The organism is Hymenobacter taeanensis (assembly GCF_013137895.1).
In the GTDB taxonomy this organism is placed as follows: domain Bacteria; phylum Bacteroidota; class Bacteroidia; order Cytophagales; family Hymenobacteraceae; genus Hymenobacter; species Hymenobacter taeanensis.
In genome coordinates this window covers 4,264,916-4,282,811 of record NZ_CP053538.1, presented here as the reverse complement: position 1 = coordinate 4,282,811, position 17,896 = coordinate 4,264,916, and the positions used below count along the sequence as shown (strand labels likewise).

The following is a 17,896-nucleotide window of genomic DNA, read 5'->3' as shown; positions in this document are numbered from 1 at the left end:
AGTTATATGTATTAATCGACTAACGGTAAAATTAAATTATCAAGCAAAAATCTAATTTATACTGTAGCTTCGTATAAGCTGCCATGATAACTGTTACCGCAAAAAAGCCTGCTTCTACTCAATTACCCCTGCGCCACAGGGCCTGGATTGCCCTGTACTCTATTGCCAATAATCCTGTTAATCGCGCTGAAATTATGCGTATTAATAATGTAACAGAAACTGATTTAGAGGAATATGAAGAAAGCTGGCGCCGGATGCGGCGGCGGGTGCCACCAGGTTAAGCTGGTTACCACTAATGCACTGTATGGCTAAAGGCGTAACTACTGTAGTAGATACGCCTTTCGGTTTTTAGCCTAGCGCTTCAGCGGCGCGTAGCTGCTGCAATACGGGGTGTTGCTCTGAAGTAAACCGCACACCTGCTACTTCCTCCACAGGCCTGATGCCGGCAATATTGGCGGTAAACACGGCCTCCGCGGCCAACAGCTGCTGGGGAAAATATAAGCCTTCATGCCAAGGGAGCCCTAGTGTTTGGCTTACCTGGTGCAAGTGAGCCAGCCGCACGCCAGCAACACAACCGGTACCGAGTGCCGGCGCATAAATAGCACCTTCCCAAATCCAGGCTACCGCCGAGGAAACGGCTTCGGCCACATAGCCCTCCGCGCTGGTTAGCAGTATTTCCTTGAGTTGGCGCTGCTCTCGCTCCTGGGCGGCCAGCACGTAGGTGAGGGCGTTAGGGCCTTTACAAAAGGAGTAGACTGAGAAGTTTGTATGTACAGCTTGCGCAAAGTCGGCGCGGGTGATGGGCGTCTCGAGCGGGGAAAACGGCTGGCTTGTAGCTACCCACGCGCAGCCCGCAGTAGTGGGTGAGTACAATCCGCCACCTTCGCGCCAGAGTTGTAAGCGCAGCCGCGCCACTGGCAGCTCATTAACGGCTGCCAACTGGCCTAGCGTTTGGCTCAGGGCCGTGGCCGTGGCTACTTCAGGAGGCAACTCTAAGCTTAACACTGCCGCCGCCCGCTGCAACCGTGCTAGGTGCTGAGGCAGGTAGCGCAGGCCAGATTCGTCCCACACCATGGTCTCGAAGAAGCCATCATTGAAATACAGCCCGCGGTTAGGCAACGGGAGCATGAAATCCGCCGCCGGAAGCAGCTGACCGTTAGAGAGCAAATAAGCGGAGCCGGAAATCATTATGTGCACAGATGAGAGAAGGCAAATTAACGGTAGCAACGCTCGTTGCAGGCGGCTGCAGTGCGCCACCAAGCCGCATCAGCCAAGCAAAAACCGTTTGCCAGGCAACGCTTTCACCACTCCCCGAAACTCAAGGCCGAGCAGGAGAGAAGCCACCTGATGGACCGGCAATTGCGCTTTCCAGGCAATAGTATCCATGTGCTCTTCCTTGGCAACCTGCAGCACCTCCAGAATACTGAACTCTTCAACGCTGAAATCTGCGGGGTCAAAGCTAGTCGGGCCTTTGAACTTGCCGGTGAGCTGCAGGGCCGCATCCCAATTCAGGAGCTGCTCCAGGTCCTTGGGCTCAGAGTACAGCGCGGCCCGGTTGGTCTTAATGAGCTCGTGGCAGCCCTCGGAGGCCACCGAGCCCAGCGGGCCGGGTATGGCCAGCACATCCCGGTCGTAGCCGTGGGCTAGGTCGGCGGTAATCAGGGCGCCCCCTTTGCGGGCCGCTTCCACTACCACGGTGCCGTCGGAGAGGCCTGCAATTATTCGGTTACGGGAGGGGAAGTTGTACTTGTCAGGTTGGGTGCCGAAGGGAAATTCCGTGAGTAGGCCACCTTGCGTGAGCATTTTCTCGGCGGTTTTGCGGTGGGCGGCGGGGTAGAGCACGTCTAGGCCAGTAGCCATAACGCCCACCGTCTCCAGGCCCTCCTGCAAAGCGGCGCGGTGAGCGGCAATATCAATTCCGTAGGCCAGTCCGCTTACTACCAAGGGCCGGTGCGCCACAAATCCTTTCACCAGCCGCTCCGTTTGCTCGCGGCCATAGTCAGTGGCTTGGCGGGTGCCCACAATGGCCACCGTTTTGGGGTGGTTCAGGTCGGAGGTGCCTTGGTAGTAGAGCAGCACGGGTGCGTCGGGGAGCTGCTTAAGCCGCGCGGGGAACCGTTTACTGGTGTAAAACAGAATCTGCACGCTTTCCTTTTCGGCTTTCCGCAGGCTTTCCTCGGCCTGTTTTAGGGCTTTGGTGCGCTCCAGGCCAGTCAGGATAGCCACGGTGGCCGGCCCCACGCCCGGAATCTTGCGCAGCTTGCCCGGCGGCAGGTGCAGCACGTTCCGGGCCGAGCCTCCGTAGCTCATCAGCTGCCGCGTGAGCTGCGGCCCAATATTGGGGAAAAGGGTAAGGGCTACTTCGTAGTAAAGATCTTGGTTAGCTACTTCCACTACCGTACTTTGTTATTAGCGTAGAGACTTAACTACAAAGCAGCCAAGAAGCCACAGCATGGGTAATCCGCCTAGAGCAATGCCAACAAGTCGGCTTTTAGGCCGTTGATTACGTTGCCAATACAGGCCTAGCAGCACTAGAATCAGGAGGTAGCTAGCCAAGATAACCTTGGTTATCAGTTCCTCAGAAGAGTAGTTGCCGTTTGTCTTATCTCCCAGAATAGGGAGGACCGACACGAAAACAATAACCACATCTGCCAACAGTATACACGCCGTTGTAATTAGGGCTTCACCAATAGAGTTGAAAGGTTGGGGGAAAAGCTGGCTCATTACCCCTGCTGCGCCTTGCCTATGACATCCAGCTCTTTCTTCATCTGCACCAGAAAGCCGCGCACTTTTTCCAGGCTCTGGATTACATCGATTTTCTCCTTGAGCTGCGGGCCTTTTTGCTTCAGCATGTCGCGGGCACCGGGGATGGTGTAGCCGCGCTCCTTCACCAGGTGGTAAATGGTGCGGAACGTGTCAATATCCTGGGGAGTATAAAGCCGGTTACCCTTTTTGCTTTTGCGCGGGCGCAGCTCCTCAAACTCCGTCTCCCAGAACCGGATCAGGGAGGGGGCTACATTAAATTGGGCCGCCACCTCGCCAATGGTGAAGTACTGCTTCTCGATGTCGCGCTCTTTATAGGGCATAGTTAAGTAGAGTAGAACCTGAGAGGCCGCGCTACTTGAGGTAGGATACGGCTAGCATAAGGTGCAAGCTAAGGCTTGGGAGTCAATTCAGAGGAGGTATTTGCCCTCACGCTTGAAAATCTACTTCACCTTAAACTTTTTGTGTATTTCATCATATACGCCTAGCAGCTCATTGGCCTTGCCTTCCTTGTCAAATACCTGCTCCCAGGTATTAAGCGGCTCCCAGATAAAGGTGCCCTTGCCCTTATGGTTAGGCAGGGTGAAGGCGATGTTATTTACCTCCCGCTTCAGCTCAGAGTATTCCACCACCACAATATCCTGGGGGTAACGGCGGGCTAAGCTGGTGAGGTTGCGCTGCAGGTCAGGGAGGGTACGGTGCCACCTGGGGTAGTACGACTGGCCTATGACGTCGCAGGTAACTCCGCGCGCAAACATATTATCGAGCCAGTACACTGACTGTTCATTCTGCCCGCCCAGGGCAATGTGCATTATAATCAGGCTTTGCGGAGCAGTTTCCCGTACGGCCGCAACGCCTGCTTTTAGTAGTCCGGCCAGGTTATCAAGGCGGGCCACGCTATCGGCGCTGTGAATATCACCATCTGGCCAAAGCAAGCCATGGTTAATCTCGTTGCCTACCTGCACCATATCGGGCAGGGTGCCCTGGGCCTTGAGGGCCAGCAGTACGTCGCGGGTATAGTTGTGCACGGCTTGCTCTAGCTGGGCTCCGTGCAGATCTTTCCAGGCTTCGGGCTTAAACTGCTTCTGCGGGTCGGCCCAGGTGTCGCTGTAGTGAAAGTCGAGGAGGAACTTCAGGCCCGCCTGCTTAACGCGAGTGGCCATCTGCTGGGTGTGGGCCAGGTCGCAGAAGCCCTTATCAGGGGAGTAACCGCTGTCGGCCGCCGGGTTATGAAACAGGCGCAGCCGCACGTAGTTGAAGCCATGGTCTTTCAGGATCTGGATGGCATCCTTCTGCTTTCCCTTATCTGAAAACGTAATCCCCCGGGCTTCCAGCTGTGGCAAAAACGAAATATCAGCCCCCAGCATCTTCCCTGGTTTTGCCTGGTCTGCGGCTGAGCGTACTGGCAGCGAGGAGTGAGCCGGCTGTTTAGCAGATTGGGCCTGGCCTGAGAAAGCCCCAAGCCACAGCAAAACAAACAGCGAGCAGAATACTCGGGTGGCTGGCCATGACGGGGTAGTACGGGAGCGTGGCAGCAGAGTTGACTTCATGGGAGCAGAGCAAGGGCTGGGGCCGGGCTTCTGCTGCCCAGGCAGTGCTTCGACTTCCGAGCGAAGTGGCTACCTTTGCAGAAATGCCTTTTAGCCCGGTTATTTGGGGTTCTGAAGTTGCAAAATAGCCAATTTTGCTGCCGTCGCCAATCTGGCGGCGCGGTCTTACATATCCTACATGTCACTCCCTACCGCCAGCCACGTCCGCCAGCAGTTCCTGGATTTCTTCGCTTCTAAAGGCCACCACATTGTGCCCTCGGCACCTATCGTGGTGAAGGACGACCCCACGCTGCTCTTTATTAACTCGGGCATGGCTCCGTTCAAGGACTACTTCCTTGGTAACAAGCCCGCCCCGTTTAAGCGCATTGCCGACACCCAGAAGTGTCTGCGCGTATCGGGCAAGCACAACGACCTGGAAGAGGTAGGGTATGACACCTATCACCACACCATGTTCGAGATGCTCGGCAACTGGTCGTTTGGTGATTACTTCAAGAAGGACGCCATTGCCTGGGCCTGGGAGTTACTTACCGATGTGTTTAAGCTGCCCAAGGACCGCCTCTACGTAACGTATTTTGAAGGCGACAAGGGCGACGGCCTGGGCCCCGACACCGAAACCCAGAACCTGTGGCGCCAGTACGTGGCCGAGGAGCGCATTTTGCCCGGCAACAAGAAGGATAACTTCTGGGAGATGGGTGACACCGGCCCCTGCGGACCCTGCACGGAAATCCACATTGACCTGCGCGACGAAGCCGAAGTAGCCCAGAAAGGCGGTGCCGGACTGGTAAACGCCGACCACCCCCAGGTAGTGGAAATCTGGAACAACGTGTTCATGGAGTTCGAGCGCCGCGCCGACAAGTCGCTGCTAAAACTGCCTCAGCAGAACGTAGATACGGGCATGGGCTTCGAGCGTTTGATGATGGCCGTGTCGGGCGTGAAGTCGAACTACGACACCGACGTATTCCAGCCGCTTATTCAGTTCATTGCCTCGCAGGTAGGCCTGCAGTACCACGGCACGGCCCCGGCCACCGTGAACGACCAGCCCGCCACCGAGAACGAGAAGACCGACATTGCCATCCGCGTTATTGCGGACCACATCCGGACCATCAGCTTCACCATTGCCGACGGCCAGCTGCCCAGCAACGTGAAGGCCGGCTACGTGATTCGCCGCATTCTGCGCCGTGCCGTGCGCTACGCCTTCTCGTCGCTGAACCAGAAGCAGCCCTTCCTGTATAAGCTGGTACCCGTACTAGCCGACCAGATGGCGAACATTTTCCCCGAGCTTAAGCAGCAGCAGCAGTTTGTGCAGCGCGTAATTGAGGAAGAGGAAATTGCTTTCTTAAAAACGCTGGAGAACGGTCTGCGTCGGCTTGATGCCTTGGAGGAATCTGCCCGCGCTAACGGCAACCGCATTGACGGTAAAACCGCTTTCGAGCTGTCGGATACGTTTGGTTTCCCGCTAGACCTTACCGCCCTTATTGCCCGAGAGAAGGGCCTGACGGTGGACGAGGAAGGCTTCAAGAAAGAACTGGAGGCCCAGAAAAACCGCTCCCGCAACGCCCAGGAGGCTGAGCAGAGCGACTGGACCATCGTAACCGAATCAGAAGAGCAGCCCGTATTTGTGGGCTACGACCAGGAGCAGGCCCCAGCCCGTATCCTGCGCTACCGCCGCACCGACCGCAAGGGCAAAACCGAATACCAAGTGGTGCTCGACCAGACGCCGTTCTACGCCGAATCAGGTGGACAGATTGGGGACACCGGTTACCTGGTATCGCCGCTGAGCAAAGTGCGCGTGCTCGACACGAAGAAGGAGAATGACCTCATTGTGCACACCGTGCTGGAGCTGCCCCAGGACCTAGATGCTGACTTTAGCGCCGAGGTGGACCACGCTCGCCGCGACCAGATCCGTCGTAACCACACGGCCACGCACTTGCTGCAGGCGGCCCTGCGCGAGGTTGTGGGTACGCACGTGGCGCAGAAAGGCTCGTTGGTGAACGAGAAGCTGCTCCGCTTCGACTTCAGCCACTTCACTAAGGTAACCGACGACCAGCTGCGGCAGGTGGAAAACCTGGTGAACCAGCGCATCAGGCAGCAAATTCCGCTAGACGAGCGCCGCAACGTGCCCATCGACGAGGCCAAAGCCCTGGGCGCAACTGCGTTGTTTGGTGAGAAGTACGGCGAGTTTGTGCGCGTTATCACCTTCGACCGGGAGTTCTCGGTGGAGCTTTGCGGCGGCACCCACGTACGCACCACCGGCGACATTGGCTTCTTCAAAATTACCTCAGAAAGCGCAGTAGGCGCCGGCGTACGCCGCATCGAGGCCGTAACGGCTGAGGCGGCCGAAGCCTTCGTAAACCAGCAGCTAGATCTGCTAGGCCAGGTGCGCGAAGCTCTGGGCAACCCCCAGCACCTCATCCCCAGCATTGAAAAGCAAACCGAGGAAATTGCCAACCTGCGCAAGCAAATTGACCAGTTTGCCCAGCAGAGTATCAACCAGCAGAAAGACCAACTGGTAGGCCAGGTAAAGCCGCTCAACGGTGTGAGCTTCATTGCTGCGCAAGTACAGGCGACTTCAGCCGATGGCCTCAAAACCCTGGCCTTCAACCTGCGCCAGTCGGTGCCTAACCTGGTGGCCGTGCTCGGCGCCGAAATCGACGGTAAGCCCCAGCTGGCTGTTATGCTCGATGATGAACTAGCCAAAGGCGGCAAGCTCAACGCTAGCACACTGGTGCGCGAACTGGCCAAGGAAATTCAGGGCGGCGGCGGCGGCCAGCCGTTCTTTGCTACGGCCGGTGGCAAGAACGTAGGTGGCCTAGGGGCCGCCATTGGCAAAGCGGAGGACTTGATCAGCAAGTCACTGGCCTAGGCTTACACAGCTTTGCCATTAGGCCAATAAAGGGCCTGCATAATATCAACATTTGATATTATGCAGGCCCTTTATTCTTTTTAGATTCACTTCTCCCAAAAACAGGGAAGTATAGCAAACCTGTAATTAATTCATCTAAGCGCCTCTGGGTTTACTTGTTATATTTATATTTGAGGAGATATTTTTATTTACGTGAATACAATGAAAAAACATCTGCTGTTTTTTGGCCTTGTGCTAAGCAGTATTGTCGCTCAAGCTCAGGAGCCTACTAGTAAATATTTCAACAAAGTAGGAGAGGAGCAGCCCACCGCTGAAGGAGCTTATTACAGGAAGGAAGTTGAGTCTAAGGGCGGAACTGCCGCAATAGTTCGCACCTTTTACATTAGCGGTAAACCTCGCTCAGTGGCCTTCTATGAAGATTTTGTCCGTAATACGGAGCATGGCATTAGCGAGGGCTGGCACGAAAACGGCAACTTGAGCTGGCGTTCGGCATATGAGCATGGTAAGTCTGTGGGGACTCACGAAAGTTTTTTTCCTGATGGTAAGCTGAAGTATCGCCAGCAGTACTCCGCCGGTAAGCGAGAAGGAGAACTACTACTTTATTATGCCGATGGTCAACTGAAACGCAGAGAAATGTACGTGGCAAATGAGCGCACTACAGGCATTTGTTACAGCGCACAAGGTCAGGAAATACCATTTTTTGAGTACGAAAAAATGCCGGTTTTTCCAGGTGACCAACAAGCTCTTCTGCAATACATAGGTCAGAATGTCCGGTACCCCGGTAAGGCACTTCGGCGGGGTGTGCAAGGCAAGGTGCTTATTAAGTTTATTGTAGACACAACAGGTGTTGTCAGCCATGTACGTGTAGCCAAAGGCTTAGATCCACTGCTTGATGCAGAGGCTTTACATGTGGTAGAAAATCTGCCGCGTTTTGAGCCAGGTAGACAGGATGGTTGTCCGGTGCCAGTGTACTTTACGGTTCCTATAACCTTCGCTATTAATAACGAACCGTTGTTTAAGCCGCGCTCCGCCACTAAGCGTCTTTCTCCACCAATCCCTTATTAGAGCCAAACTTAGCGCCTCTGCCTCTCAATTTATAGCTGTTCATTTCACCTTTACCCATATTCTATGCGCATTTCTACCTTTCTACTTACCGCAGCCCTGCTGACTGGCCTAGCCACCACCGCCTCGGCCCAGACTTTTACTGACCCTGGTGCTTACAACAACTTTATCGTGGCCGAGCAGCGGGCCATGCTCAAGAAGAATCTGCGCTACATCAGCAAAGCCGCCCACTCCGACAACGAGAAGAAGATTGACTCAAAGCGCCAGGACCTGATCAAACAGACGGAGCTTTCCCTGAACAAGGTGGCTAAGATGCCGGCTTTCCAGGATGATAAAGGCTTCAAGGAGCAAACTACTGAAGCCTTATATCAGCTCCTGAAAGTGTACTCAGAGGACTATAAGGCCGTGGACATGCTGGCCGCCACTCGCACGGCTACCGTCGAGAACATGGAGCAGTACTTTCGGCTGCAGGAAATCGCCGAAGCGAAGATGCAGGTAGTAAACGACTCAGTGGACGCAGCCCAGAAGCGGTTTGCCCAGCGCCATAAAATGACCATTTCCGAAGACCCGGAGGGCAAGCGCCTGGCCAACTACATGCGCCAGGTATCGGAGGTGAACAGCTACCAGCACAAGGTGTATCTGGCGCAGTTTCGCATGGAGAAGGCCTCGGCGCGCCTTTTGGATGCGCTGAATGCCCAGGATGCTGCTGCCTTTGAGGCCGCCCGCCAGCAGTTGGTGCTAGATACCCAAACGGCTACCAAGGAGCTAAGCGCCATTGCGCCGTTCCGGGGCAAGGATGCCCAGTACCGCGACGCCGCCCGCAACTTGGTGAAGTTCTACGGGGCCTTTGCCACCAACCAGGCCACGCAAATGCAGGGCCTGATGGAGCACAAAGACCGCCTCACCAAAGTGGAAGCCGACAAGTTTAATGGGTTTATCAAGGGGTATAATACCCAGAACCAGAAGCTGGTAGCCGCCTACAATCAAGCCGGTAGCAACTTCCAGGCAACCTACATTCCGGTATTTAACGACTAAGCTACGCGGGAAGTACGCGGGCTTCGGTTCGTAGCGAATGGTACCGGGCCTTGGGGCTGCGAGCACCTATCCGCTACGGGCCGAAGCCCGCTTGCGTAAAAGCCTTCACATAAAAGGTGCCATTGCCGTATCTTGCAGCCCCGGCGGCCTACCCGCCCGATTTTTTCTATGGACGAAAGCATCAAAGCCAAATACCAGCCCGTAATCGGCCTCGAAGTGCACGCGCAGCTGCTCACCCGCAGCAAGATGTACTCTTCTGATGAGAATGAATACGGCGCGCTTCCTAATAACAATCTCAGCGTGATTACGCTAGGCCACCCCGGCACGCTGCCGCGCGTGAACTACACGGCCGTGGAGTACGCCATGAAAATGGGCCTGGCTACCAACTGCCAGATTCGGCGCGACAACCTCTTTGCGCGCAAGAATTACTTCTATCCTGACCTTCCCAAAGGGTACCAGATTACCCAGGACAAAACGCCCATTTGCACGAATGGCCACGTAGAAATCCGCTTGGCAGATGGCTCAACCAAGAAAATTGGCATCACCCGCATTCACATGGAGGAAGACGCGGGTAAGTCGATGCACTTGGCGGGTGAGGTGGAAACCCTCGTGGACCTGAACCGCGCCGGCGTGCCTCTGATTGAGATTGTATCGGAGCCCGACATTCGGACCGCTGAAGAGGCCTACGCGTATCTCTCCGAAATTAAGAAGCTGGTGCAGTACCTCGATATCTGCGACGGCAACATGGAAGAAGGCTCACTACGCTGCGACGCCAACATTTCGGTGATGCTGAAAGGCGCCGATAAGTTTGGCACCAAGGTGGAGGTGAAGAACATGAACTCCTTCCGCAATGTGCAGCGCGCCATTGAGTATGAGATTGAGCGGCAGATTGCCATGGCGGAAGCCGGCGAGGTGATTGATAGCGAAACCCGTGGCTTTGATGCGCAAACCGGCACCACCAACGGGCAGCGCAGCAAGGAAACCATGAACGATTACCGGTACTTCCCGGAGCCCGACCTGCCCCCGGTAGTAATTGACGATGAGTGGCTGCACCGTGTGCAGGCGGAGCTGCCGGCCCTGCCGCAGCAACTTTACGCCCGCTTTACCGGCGAGCTAGGCCTCTCAGACTATGATGCCAACGTGCTAACGGCCGATAAAGAAGTAGCTCTGTATTTCGATGAGCTTACCCGCCTGACCGCCAACTCGAAGGCTGCGGCTAACTGGGTAACTGGCCCCGTAAAAGCGTACCTGAATGAGCGCGCCCTCACACTCGACCAGTTTCCGCTCACGCCCCAGCACCTCGCCGATATCATTGCTCTCATTGATGAAAACAAGGTAGGCCACTCGGTAGCCAGCAAGCAGCTGTTTCCCTACCTGCTGGATAACCCCACGCAGACGGCCGCTGCCGCAGCGGAGGCCCAAGGACTATTGCAGCAATCTGATGCTGGCGAGCTGGAAGCCAAAATTCAGCAGGTGCTGGAGGCCAACCCAGCCAAAGTAGCCGAGTATCGCGCCGGTAAGAAGTCCCTGACGGGCATGTTTATGGGTGAGCTGATGAAGCTTACCGGCGGCAAAGCCGACCCCAAACTGGCCAACCAGCTACTCCGCCAGCAGCTAGAGGCGTAGTTACTGTCACGTTAAACAAAAAACCACCGGCGGGTTTGCCGGTGGTTTTTTGTTGCAGGATGGTCGCTCTCTTTTGATGACACGCCAGTTCTACTTTCATACGATGCGCCACCTCCTGCTCCTACCTCTTTCGTTACTGAGTGGGGTAAGCTGCCAGCGTTCTGCTGGCGGCCTCACAGCTCCAACCACAGGTGCTAGCTCAAGCATAAAGGCAGCGCCCGACCTCAATCTGCCCCAGCCTGATGGGAGCAAGCTGGCTCTAAGCAGCCTGCGCGGCAAATATGTGCTCGTTGATTTCTGGGCCTCCTGGTGCGGTCCGTGCCGAGCCGAAAGCCCTAACCTGCGTAAACTTTATAGGCAGTTTCACAGCCGTGGGCTGGAAATCTATAGCGTATCGTTGGATGTAAATCAGGCCCGGTGGCACGAAGCTATTGCGGCCGATGAATTAACATGGCACCATGTCTCGGATCTGCGTGGCTGGCAGAGCGCTGGGGCCCAAGCCTATGGCGTCCGTTCTATTCCGTACTCCGTGTTGCTAGACCCCGAAGGCTACATACTGGCCCTCAATTTGCGCGGCCGGGCCCTGGGGCAAAAGATTTCTGAATACATTCCCCTGGATTAACTGTTGGTGTGCGTGCCCACTGGAACTGAAGCGGCAGCGGGGGGTGTATACGATGTATAGAAAGCCGGCGGGCAGGTACAGAATCTGGTGCGGGGCCCGCAAATACGCAGGGAAATAGGCAACTTGCAACCTCAACGCTTGTCTTTAGCCAAACGGTACGCTGGCCCGCAGCCGGCACGCACTTCGAAGATGCATAAAATGAAGAGTTTTCTGTTTATGGGCGCCCTGCTAGGCATGGTGAATGCCTGCAACAAAAATACAACTCCCACTACCAGCACGGCCGGATCGGCGGCCGGTACCTACCAGATTAACGGTCAGCTGCAGAACGCCCCGGCCGGTACCAAGATATACTTAGCTGAGCTAGGCGAAACCCAATTTGTGTCACGTGATACGGCTACCGTTGGGGAAAATGGCAAGTTCACCTTCTCTGGTACGGTGCCCGAAGCCGGTATTTATCAGGTAAAAACTACCGACAAAAACCAGGTGCTGCTGGCCCTGAGCAATGGCAGCCGCGTGGAGCTGACCGGCGATGCGGAGAAGCTAGGCGACACCTACAGCGTAAAGGGCTCTCCCGACTCTGAGCTGTGGCATCGCTACAGCCAGGCGCTGCAGAGCACCCAGCAGCAGATGCAGCAGGCAATGCCGCGTTTAGAGGAGCGCTACAGCCGCGCCGCCCAAGCCGGCCGCACCGACTCCATGCGGGCGATTCAGAGCCAGGCCGAACTGCTGCAAAAAACCAGCCAGCGCCCAGTGCAGCAACTGGTTCGCCAAAACCCCAACTCCATTGTGACGGCTTTTGTGGTGACCAGCATTCTGAACCCCGAGGAGAACTTCACCCTCGCCGATTCAGTGGCCACGCAACTAAAGACGTCGCAGCCAAACTCACGCTACACGAAAAGTCTGGTAGCCCGGCTAGATCCGCTGCGGGCAACCGCACTGGGCGTACAGGCCCCAGAAATCAGCCTGCTGGCTCCCGACGGTAAACCCGTAACCCTGACCAGCCTGCGCGGTAAATACGTGCTGATTGACTTCTGGGCCTCGTGGTGCCGTCCTTGCCGACAGGAGAACCCCAACGTGGTAAAGGCTTACAATAAGTTCAAGGACAAAGGCTTCGAGATTTACAGCGTAAGCTTCGACCAGGACCGCGACAAGTGGCTGAAAGCTATTCAGGCCGATGGCCTTACCTGGACCCACGTTTCTGACCTGAAAGGGTGGGAGAGTGCAGCCGGCCAGACCTACGGTATCAAATCGATTCCTGCTTCCTTCCTGCTTGATCCGCAGGGGCGCATCATTGGCAAAAACCTGCGTGGTGATGCCTTGGCCGCCAAACTGGCTACTGTTTTGAAGTAGAAGTGGCCTAGCCCCTTCCTCCCAGACATACAAAGGCCGCTACTCTAAGCAGGGTAGCGGCCTTTGTATGTCTGGGAGGTAAAAGAAGACTTACATAAACATGCGCTGCATGGCTTGCCAGAGCTGCTTTTTGCGGCCCGCATCATACTCCAACATGCTGATTTCGCCGGCCCCGAGGAAGGCGGTATCACCGAAGAGCAGCACGGGCTCATACGGCTGGGTAGTGTACACGGCCACATCAAGCAGATTTTTGCCGAACGCTAAGAACTGGCGTGCGCCCAGCGTTTGCCGCAGCGTGCACAGGGCCACGGGGTAGGTGGGGTGTTCTACATTCACCAATACCACGTCTTCCACAATCAGGCGGATGGCCTTGAGAATATTATTGAGGAATACATTGCGCGGAAGCTTGCGGAACTCAGTCTCGGGCAAACGCACCAGAATAATGAGGCCATTGGGGTTGCTGCCCAACGTGGAGAACGGAATGTGTGCTACCGGCGACTGAGTAGGCGTGGGCTGCACGCGCCCCGCGGGAGCGGCAGCCGCAGCGGGCAACTCGGCCAACACGGGCACAATTGGCTCCCGGGCGCTGCCCGCTGCCGCCGGTGGCGCTTGTTCTGACTGCAAGTTGGCTAATGAGGGCAACTTAACCGCCGCAACGGGTGCCACTGGAGTGCCAGGAGACGCTGCGCTCTGGCTTGCGGCCGCTGTATTAGCGGTGACGATAGGTGCTGCTGCCACTGGCGGGACGGGTACTGGCCTGGCCTGCGCCGTTACTGGTGCTGGTGCACTACTGGTAGGCAGCTCGGCGGGTAGTAAGGCTGGGCTCATACTGGTAGGGCTCTCGCTGGGCGTTGGCTCAGCCACAACATACAGCGAAACCCCATCGTACAGGTTCTGAAAAAAAGCAAGATCAGCAGCAGGGTTCATAGCGCGCGAAACGGAATAGCCAGTACTGGAAATTAGGCAAAAAGGAAGCCTGTTGCGCTAGGCCACTTAAACTAAATCGAAGAGCGCTTTTAGCTCCGTAGCTTCTGCGGGCTTAAGACGGCCAGCAAGTACCAAGCGCAGTTGGCGGCGGCGCAACGCCCCATGGTACAATTCCTGCTCTACGGCCGTTTCGGGTAAGGCATCAGGCACGTCAATAGGCCGCCCCGACTGATCTACCGCCACAAAGGTGAAGAAGGCCTCGTTCGACTTTACTTTGGTGCCGCTGGGAATGTCTTCTGCCCACACATCAATGTGCACCTCCATCGAGGAGCTGAAGGCCCGCGTTACTTTGGCTTCCAGCGTTACTACGCTGCCCAGGCGAATGCCTTCCCTGAATGAAACGTTGTCAACGGAAGCCGTTACCACAATGCGGTTGCTATGGCGCTGCGCCGATACAGCCGCGGCAATGTCCATGAGGTGCATCATGCGGCCGCCCATCAGGTTGTTGAGCGTATTAGTATCGTTGGGCAGCACCAATTCGGTCATGCTGACGAAGGATTCTTGAACGGGCTTTTGTTTGCGCATTGTGCAGCAGAGTATGATTGGGTACAGGGCCGCAAAGATAGCACCGAGCCGCCCGGTAAGCATTATACCCACCAAAGCTGCATTTAAGAGGAGGTAAGAAGGCTTTTGACCTTTTCCTCAATGGGCGACAGCTGCGAGGTCATGACGAGCAGCGGGCCTTGCTTATCAAACCGTATGTTAAAGGTTAGTATACTGCAGGCCTACTCCATTAAAAAAACCTATTCATTCCAGCCGGCCTGGCCTAGCAACGGCACAAAGCGAAACTCCTCAAACACTTGCCGGGAAAACTCCTCCTCACTTTCACGCACTACTCGCATCATGCGTTGTGTATGAGCATCGCCCACGGGTATGACCAGTGACCCGCCCACGCGCAGTTGCCGCAGTAGGGGCCGAGGAATGGTAGGAGAGCCCGCCGTAACCAGAATCTTATCAAAGGGAGCATGTTGGGGGAGGCCCAGGGAACCGTCGCCGCAGAACAGGTGCGCCGCCCGATGCAGCGCCGCCATACGTTTGCGGGTGCGCTCAAACAGCACCGGTTGGTACTCTATGCTAAACACATGTGAGGTAAGCTCCAATAACACGCAGCACTGGTAACCTGAGCCGGTACCAATTTCCAGTACCTGATCATGTGGGCGCAGTTGCAGCAGCTCCGTTTGATAGGCTACGGTGTACGGCTGCGATATAGTTTGGCCTTCTCCAATGGGGAAGGCTTTATCTTGGTAGGCGTGGGCTTGAAAGGCCGGGTCGAAAAACAGGTGGCGCGGCACAGTGCCTATGGCCGCTAGCACCCGCTCATCGCGGATGCCTTTGCGGCGGAGCTCCTCCACAAGGGTGCGGCGCAAGCCACGGTGCCGATAGCTATCAGTGTGCATGAGCGTAAGAAAGGTAGTAGGGGGCTAGTGCAAAGCGCACACTTCTGCGAAATGCCGCTAATCCCTACCTTTGCTCAGCTTTAAATTAAGCCCGTAGGGGCTTTTAAAGCCAAAATGAAGCACGAAACTACAGTTTCGTCGCCACAAAACCGTCCTTCCTCCCCCGGCAACCAGTCAGCTAGTACCCTCTTGATTCGCACCTTCCAAAAACTGAAGCTGATAGCTGCCGACTTTCTGGCCGCTTTATTGGCGTGGGTTTGTTTTTTCTTAGTGCGCAAATACTTGCTCCAGGAAATTACTGAAGGCTACCACTTCACCGAAGGCGCCCTCTTCTTTTTAACGGGCTCTGCCCTGATGATTGCAGCTTTCTGGACGGTGCTCTACACATTGTTTGGGGAGTATCGGGATATTTTCCGCAAGTCCCGGCTGGCTGAGATTATCCGGCTGGGTCGTGTTTCCTTCTTGGGGGCCGTAGTCATTTTCTTTGCCCTGCTGCTGGATGATGAAGGAGTTCGGAACTACCAGGCCTACTACCTCACGTTCCCGGCATACTGCATTATTCACTTCACCATTACGGCGGTGCTCAGAACCTGGGCCGTAACCAGTGTGCAGCGCCTGGTCCGGGGTGGCGTAATTACCTTTAATACCTTACTGGTAGGCTCTAACGCCCTCGCCCGCGACACGTACCAGGAGCTACGCCGTACGGGCCGCCACCTGGGCCTCAAGATTGTGGGGTTTGTGCCCACCAGCGAAACGGTAGACCCGCAATTAGCCGCCGAACTACCCGCCCGCGGCACGTACCGCCGTTTGCCAGCCCTGATTCGGGCCATGCACATAGAGCAGGTAATCATTGCTATTGAGCCCGCTGAGCACCGCCTGACGGAGGAAATTCTGGCGCTTCTGGAGGGTACGCCCTCTAGGGTCAGCATCCTACCCGACCTATATCAGATGCTGCTGGGCTCCGTGAAAGTCACCCACGTATTCGGAACTCCGTTAATTGAAATCAAGCAGGATTTGCTGCCCGTGTGGCAGCAGATATCGAAGCGGGTGGTAGATGTGGTGGCCTCCGTGTTGTTTTTGCTACTGGCCTGGCCCGTATATCTGGTTACGGCCGTAATGGTCAGGCTCTCTTCACCGGGACCCATTTTTTACTCTCAGGAGCGCATTGGGCGTTATGGGCACCCGTTCCGGATTTATAAATTTCGCTCTATGTATGTAGATGCGGAAAAGCAGGGCCCAGCCCTCAGCTCCGACTATGACCCCCGCATTACGCCCTGGGGCCGCTTTATGCGCAAAGTGCGCCTTGATGAGCTACCTCAGTTCTGGAACGTCATCAAGGGCGATATGAGCATTGTGGGCCCGCGCCCGGAGCGGCAATTTTTCATTGACCAGATTATGCGGGTAGCGCCCCACTACCGGCATTTGCACCGCGTGCGCCCCGGCCTCACCAGCCTGGGCCAGGTGAAATATGGCTACGCCGAAACGGTATCCCAAATGGTAGAACGACTCAAGTTTGATATCCTCTATATTGAAAACATGAGCCTTTCCATGGACTTCCGGGTGCTGCTGTACACCCTCAAAATCATTATTGAAGGCCGGGGGAAGTAAGATTTAACCGACAAGTGCGGCGGGGGAATAAAGAAAAGTAGGCTGGGCCGCTACCTGAATACCTTTGCACTTGTTTACTGCTAACTTTTCATTGCTCCCTGACACTATGTTCACCGGAATTATAGAAACCCTGGGTACCATCCAGGATGTGCGCCGCGAAGGCTCTAACATTCACTTCACCGTTTCTTCTGCTTTTGCGCAGGAGCTTAAAATAGACCAGAGTGTGGCCCACGACGGCGTATGCCTCACCGTAGTGGCCATGGATGGCCACGCGAATACTCACGTGGTTACGGCCATTGATGAAACGCTGCAAAAAACCAACCTAGGCCAGTGGCAGCCGGGCCGGCGCGTGAATCTTGAGCGGTGCCTAGCGGCCAACGGGCGCTTTGATGGGCACATTGTGCAGGGCCACGTAGATCTTACGGCCGTGTGTGAGTCGGTGGAAGACCAGAACGGCTCCTGGCTATACCGGTTTCGGCATGAGCCTGGGCCCGGCCGCGTAACGGTAGAAAAGGGCTCCATTTGCATCAACGGCACCAGCCTTACCTGCTTCAACAGCACCGATGATGGCTTCTCCGTTGCCATCATTCCGTACACCTACGAGCACACCACTTTCCAAGACCTGCGCCCCGGCGACCAAGTGAATCTGGAATTTGATATTGTGGGCAAGTACGTAGCTAAGCTGCTGGGTCGCTAGCAGGTAGGGTATTGAAGAGAGAGGCCTGGAGCAACGCGTTGTCGGCAAACATCGTAGCAGAAGAATCCACCACTCTGTCTCTGAGTTATGTCTAAACGCGAATTAATAGAACCCACTGAAGGCGATAAACGCTACGTGCGCCGCAACGAAAAAGGGGAGTTCACGAAATCTGATGACTTGCACCGTTCTCTCTCCCGCGACGACCGTAAAAACTCTAAAACCACCAGCTCGCCCGGGCAGGGCGACCGTGGAGATGGGCATACGGGCAACCGGGCCCCTGCCGGTGACGAATAATAACGCACACAACCAGAACGGGCCCTGGCATCAGCCAAGGCC

At 55.8% G+C, this 17,896-nt stretch carries 17 protein-coding genes; 10 read left to right on the top strand and 7 right to left on the bottom strand.

Going from position 1 to position 17,896, the window contains the following annotated elements; genetic code table 11:
* Positions 1-83 precede the first annotated feature (83 nt).
* A complete protein-coding gene (locus HMJ29_RS17965) occupies positions 84-281 on the top strand; it encodes a hypothetical protein (protein ID WP_171592788.1) in 198 nt (65 codons plus the stop codon).
* A gap of 67 nt (positions 282-348) precedes the next feature.
* Here HMJ29_RS17965 and HMJ29_RS17960 read toward each other — a convergent pair whose 3' ends face one another.
* From HMJ29_RS17960 to HMJ29_RS17945, 4 genes are all read right to left on the bottom strand, one after another.
* The gene (locus tag HMJ29_RS17960; RefSeq protein ID WP_171592787.1) at positions 349-1,188 is read right to left on the bottom strand and encodes an aminotransferase class IV; all 840 of its coding nucleotides are present in this window, start codon (positions 1,186-1,188) and stop codon (positions 349-351) included.
* A gap of 78 nt (positions 1,189-1,266) precedes the next feature.
* The gene (gene dprA, locus HMJ29_RS17955) at positions 1,267-2,394 is read right to left on the bottom strand and encodes a DNA-processing protein DprA (RefSeq protein WP_244679076.1); all 1,128 of its coding nucleotides are present in this window, start codon (positions 2,392-2,394) and stop codon (positions 1,267-1,269) included.
* 329 nt (positions 2,395-2,723) lie between these two features.
* Positions 2,724-3,086 (bottom strand): MerR family transcriptional regulator, encoded by a 363-nt coding sequence (locus HMJ29_RS17950; protein ID WP_171592786.1) that lies wholly within the window; start codon positions 3,084-3,086, stop codon positions 2,724-2,726.
* A gap of 120 nt (positions 3,087-3,206) precedes the next feature.
* Complete coding sequence (locus HMJ29_RS17945) at positions 3,207-4,313, bottom strand: glycoside hydrolase family 53 protein (RefSeq protein WP_171592785.1); 1,107 nt, start codon at positions 4,311-4,313, stop codon at positions 3,207-3,209.
* 178 nt (positions 4,314-4,491) lie between these two features.
* On the opposite strand from HMJ29_RS17945, the gene alaS reads away from it, so the two are divergent.
* From alaS to HMJ29_RS17915, 6 genes are all read left to right on the top strand, one after another.
* A complete protein-coding gene (gene alaS, locus HMJ29_RS17940; RefSeq protein ID WP_171592784.1) occupies positions 4,492-7,176 on the top strand; it encodes an alanine--tRNA ligase in 2,685 nt (894 codons plus the stop codon).
* A 201-nt stretch (positions 7,177-7,377) separates the two neighbouring features.
* The gene (locus tag HMJ29_RS17935) at positions 7,378-8,241 is read left to right on the top strand and encodes an energy transducer TonB (RefSeq protein WP_171592783.1); all 864 of its coding nucleotides are present in this window, start codon (positions 7,378-7,380) and stop codon (positions 8,239-8,241) included.
* Positions 8,242-8,304: 63 nt separating this feature from the next.
* Entirely contained in the window at positions 8,305-9,273 is a 969-nt protein-coding gene (locus HMJ29_RS17930; protein ID WP_171592782.1) for an LIC11966 family surface protein, read from the top strand.
* A 168-nt stretch (positions 9,274-9,441) separates the two neighbouring features.
* The gene (gatB, locus tag HMJ29_RS17925; RefSeq protein WP_171592781.1) at positions 9,442-10,899 is read left to right on the top strand and encodes an Asp-tRNA(Asn)/Glu-tRNA(Gln) amidotransferase subunit GatB; all 1,458 of its coding nucleotides are present in this window, start codon (positions 9,442-9,444) and stop codon (positions 10,897-10,899) included.
* 103 nt (positions 10,900-11,002) lie between these two features.
* Entirely contained in the window at positions 11,003-11,521 is a 519-nt protein-coding gene (locus HMJ29_RS17920; protein WP_244679077.1) for a TlpA family protein disulfide reductase, read from the top strand.
* Between the two features lie 198 nt (positions 11,522-11,719).
* Positions 11,720-12,871 carry a TlpA disulfide reductase family protein gene (locus tag HMJ29_RS17915; protein ID WP_171592779.1) on the top strand — a complete coding sequence of 384 codons (1,152 nt, stop codon included), beginning with the start codon at positions 11,720-11,722 and terminating at the stop codon, positions 12,869-12,871.
* Positions 12,872-12,961: 90 nt separating this feature from the next.
* Here the strand turns inward: HMJ29_RS17915 and HMJ29_RS17910 are convergent, their stop codons facing one another.
* From HMJ29_RS17910 to HMJ29_RS17900, 3 genes are all read right to left on the bottom strand, one after another.
* Positions 12,962-13,798, bottom strand: coding sequence for a hypothetical protein (locus tag HMJ29_RS17910; protein WP_171592778.1), 837 nt, complete (start codon positions 13,796-13,798; stop codon positions 12,962-12,964).
* Positions 13,799-13,864: 66 nt separating this feature from the next.
* A complete protein-coding gene (locus HMJ29_RS17905) occupies positions 13,865-14,383 on the bottom strand; it encodes an acyl-CoA thioesterase (RefSeq protein ID WP_171592777.1) in 519 nt (172 codons plus the stop codon).
* A gap of 218 nt (positions 14,384-14,601) precedes the next feature.
* Complete coding sequence (locus tag HMJ29_RS17900; RefSeq protein ID WP_171592776.1) at positions 14,602-15,255, bottom strand: protein-L-isoaspartate(D-aspartate) O-methyltransferase; 654 nt, start codon at positions 15,253-15,255, stop codon at positions 14,602-14,604.
* Positions 15,256-15,369: 114 nt separating this feature from the next.
* Here HMJ29_RS17900 and HMJ29_RS17895 point away from each other — a divergent pair, with 114 nt between their 5' ends.
* The 3 genes from HMJ29_RS17895 (at position 15,370) to HMJ29_RS17885 (ending at position 17,854) form a co-directional block, all read left to right on the top strand.
* Positions 15,370-16,863: a sugar transferase gene (locus HMJ29_RS17895; RefSeq protein ID WP_244679078.1), complete on the top strand. Its 1,494-nt coding sequence runs from the start codon at positions 15,370-15,372 to the stop codon at positions 16,861-16,863.
* Between the two features lie 106 nt (positions 16,864-16,969).
* Positions 16,970-17,560 carry a riboflavin synthase gene (locus HMJ29_RS17890; RefSeq protein WP_171592775.1) on the top strand — a complete coding sequence of 197 codons (591 nt, stop codon included), beginning with the start codon at positions 16,970-16,972 and terminating at the stop codon, positions 17,558-17,560.
* Positions 17,561-17,647: 87 nt separating this feature from the next.
* The gene (locus tag HMJ29_RS17885) at positions 17,648-17,854 is read left to right on the top strand and encodes a hypothetical protein (protein ID WP_171592774.1); all 207 of its coding nucleotides are present in this window, start codon (positions 17,648-17,650) and stop codon (positions 17,852-17,854) included.
* Positions 17,855-17,896: the final 42 nt, after the last annotated feature.

Excerpts from the sequence above, each read along its gene's own strand:
- HMJ29_RS17965 (WP_171592788.1), top strand. The coding sequence starts at position 84 with ATGATAACTGTTACCGCAAAAAAGCCTGCTTCTACTCAATTACCCCTG.
- HMJ29_RS17960 (WP_171592787.1), bottom strand. The coding sequence starts at position 1,188 with ATGATTTCCGGCTCCGCTTATTTGCTCTCTAACGGTCAGCTGCTTCCG.
- HMJ29_RS17950 (WP_171592786.1), bottom strand. The coding sequence starts at position 3,086 with ATGCCCTATAAAGAGCGCGACATCGAGAAGCAGTACTTCACCATTGGC.
- HMJ29_RS17945 (WP_171592785.1), bottom strand. The coding sequence starts at position 4,313 with ATGAAGTCAACTCTGCTGCCACGCTCCCGTACTACCCCGTCATGGCCA.
- alaS (WP_171592784.1), top strand. The coding sequence starts at position 4,492 with ATGTCACTCCCTACCGCCAGCCACGTCCGCCAGCAGTTCCTGGATTTC.
- HMJ29_RS17935 (WP_171592783.1), top strand. The coding sequence starts at position 7,378 with ATGAAAAAACATCTGCTGTTTTTTGGCCTTGTGCTAAGCAGTATTGTC.
- HMJ29_RS17930 (WP_171592782.1), top strand. The coding sequence starts at position 8,305 with ATGCGCATTTCTACCTTTCTACTTACCGCAGCCCTGCTGACTGGCCTA.
- gatB (WP_171592781.1), top strand. The coding sequence starts at position 9,442 with ATGGACGAAAGCATCAAAGCCAAATACCAGCCCGTAATCGGCCTCGAA.
- HMJ29_RS17920 (WP_244679077.1), top strand. The coding sequence starts at position 11,003 with ATGCGCCACCTCCTGCTCCTACCTCTTTCGTTACTGAGTGGGGTAAGC.
- HMJ29_RS17915 (WP_171592779.1), top strand. The coding sequence starts at position 11,720 with ATGAAGAGTTTTCTGTTTATGGGCGCCCTGCTAGGCATGGTGAATGCC.
- HMJ29_RS17910 (WP_171592778.1), bottom strand. The coding sequence starts at position 13,798 with ATGAACCCTGCTGCTGATCTTGCTTTTTTTCAGAACCTGTACGATGGG.
- HMJ29_RS17905 (WP_171592777.1), bottom strand. The coding sequence starts at position 14,383 with ATGCGCAAACAAAAGCCCGTTCAAGAATCCTTCGTCAGCATGACCGAA.
- HMJ29_RS17900 (WP_171592776.1), bottom strand. The coding sequence starts at position 15,255 with ATGCACACTGATAGCTATCGGCACCGTGGCTTGCGCCGCACCCTTGTG.
- HMJ29_RS17895 (WP_244679078.1), top strand. The coding sequence starts at position 15,370 with ATGAAGCACGAAACTACAGTTTCGTCGCCACAAAACCGTCCTTCCTCC.
- HMJ29_RS17890 (WP_171592775.1), top strand. The coding sequence starts at position 16,970 with ATGTTCACCGGAATTATAGAAACCCTGGGTACCATCCAGGATGTGCGC.
- HMJ29_RS17885 (WP_171592774.1), top strand. The coding sequence starts at position 17,648 with ATGTCTAAACGCGAATTAATAGAACCCACTGAAGGCGATAAACGCTAC.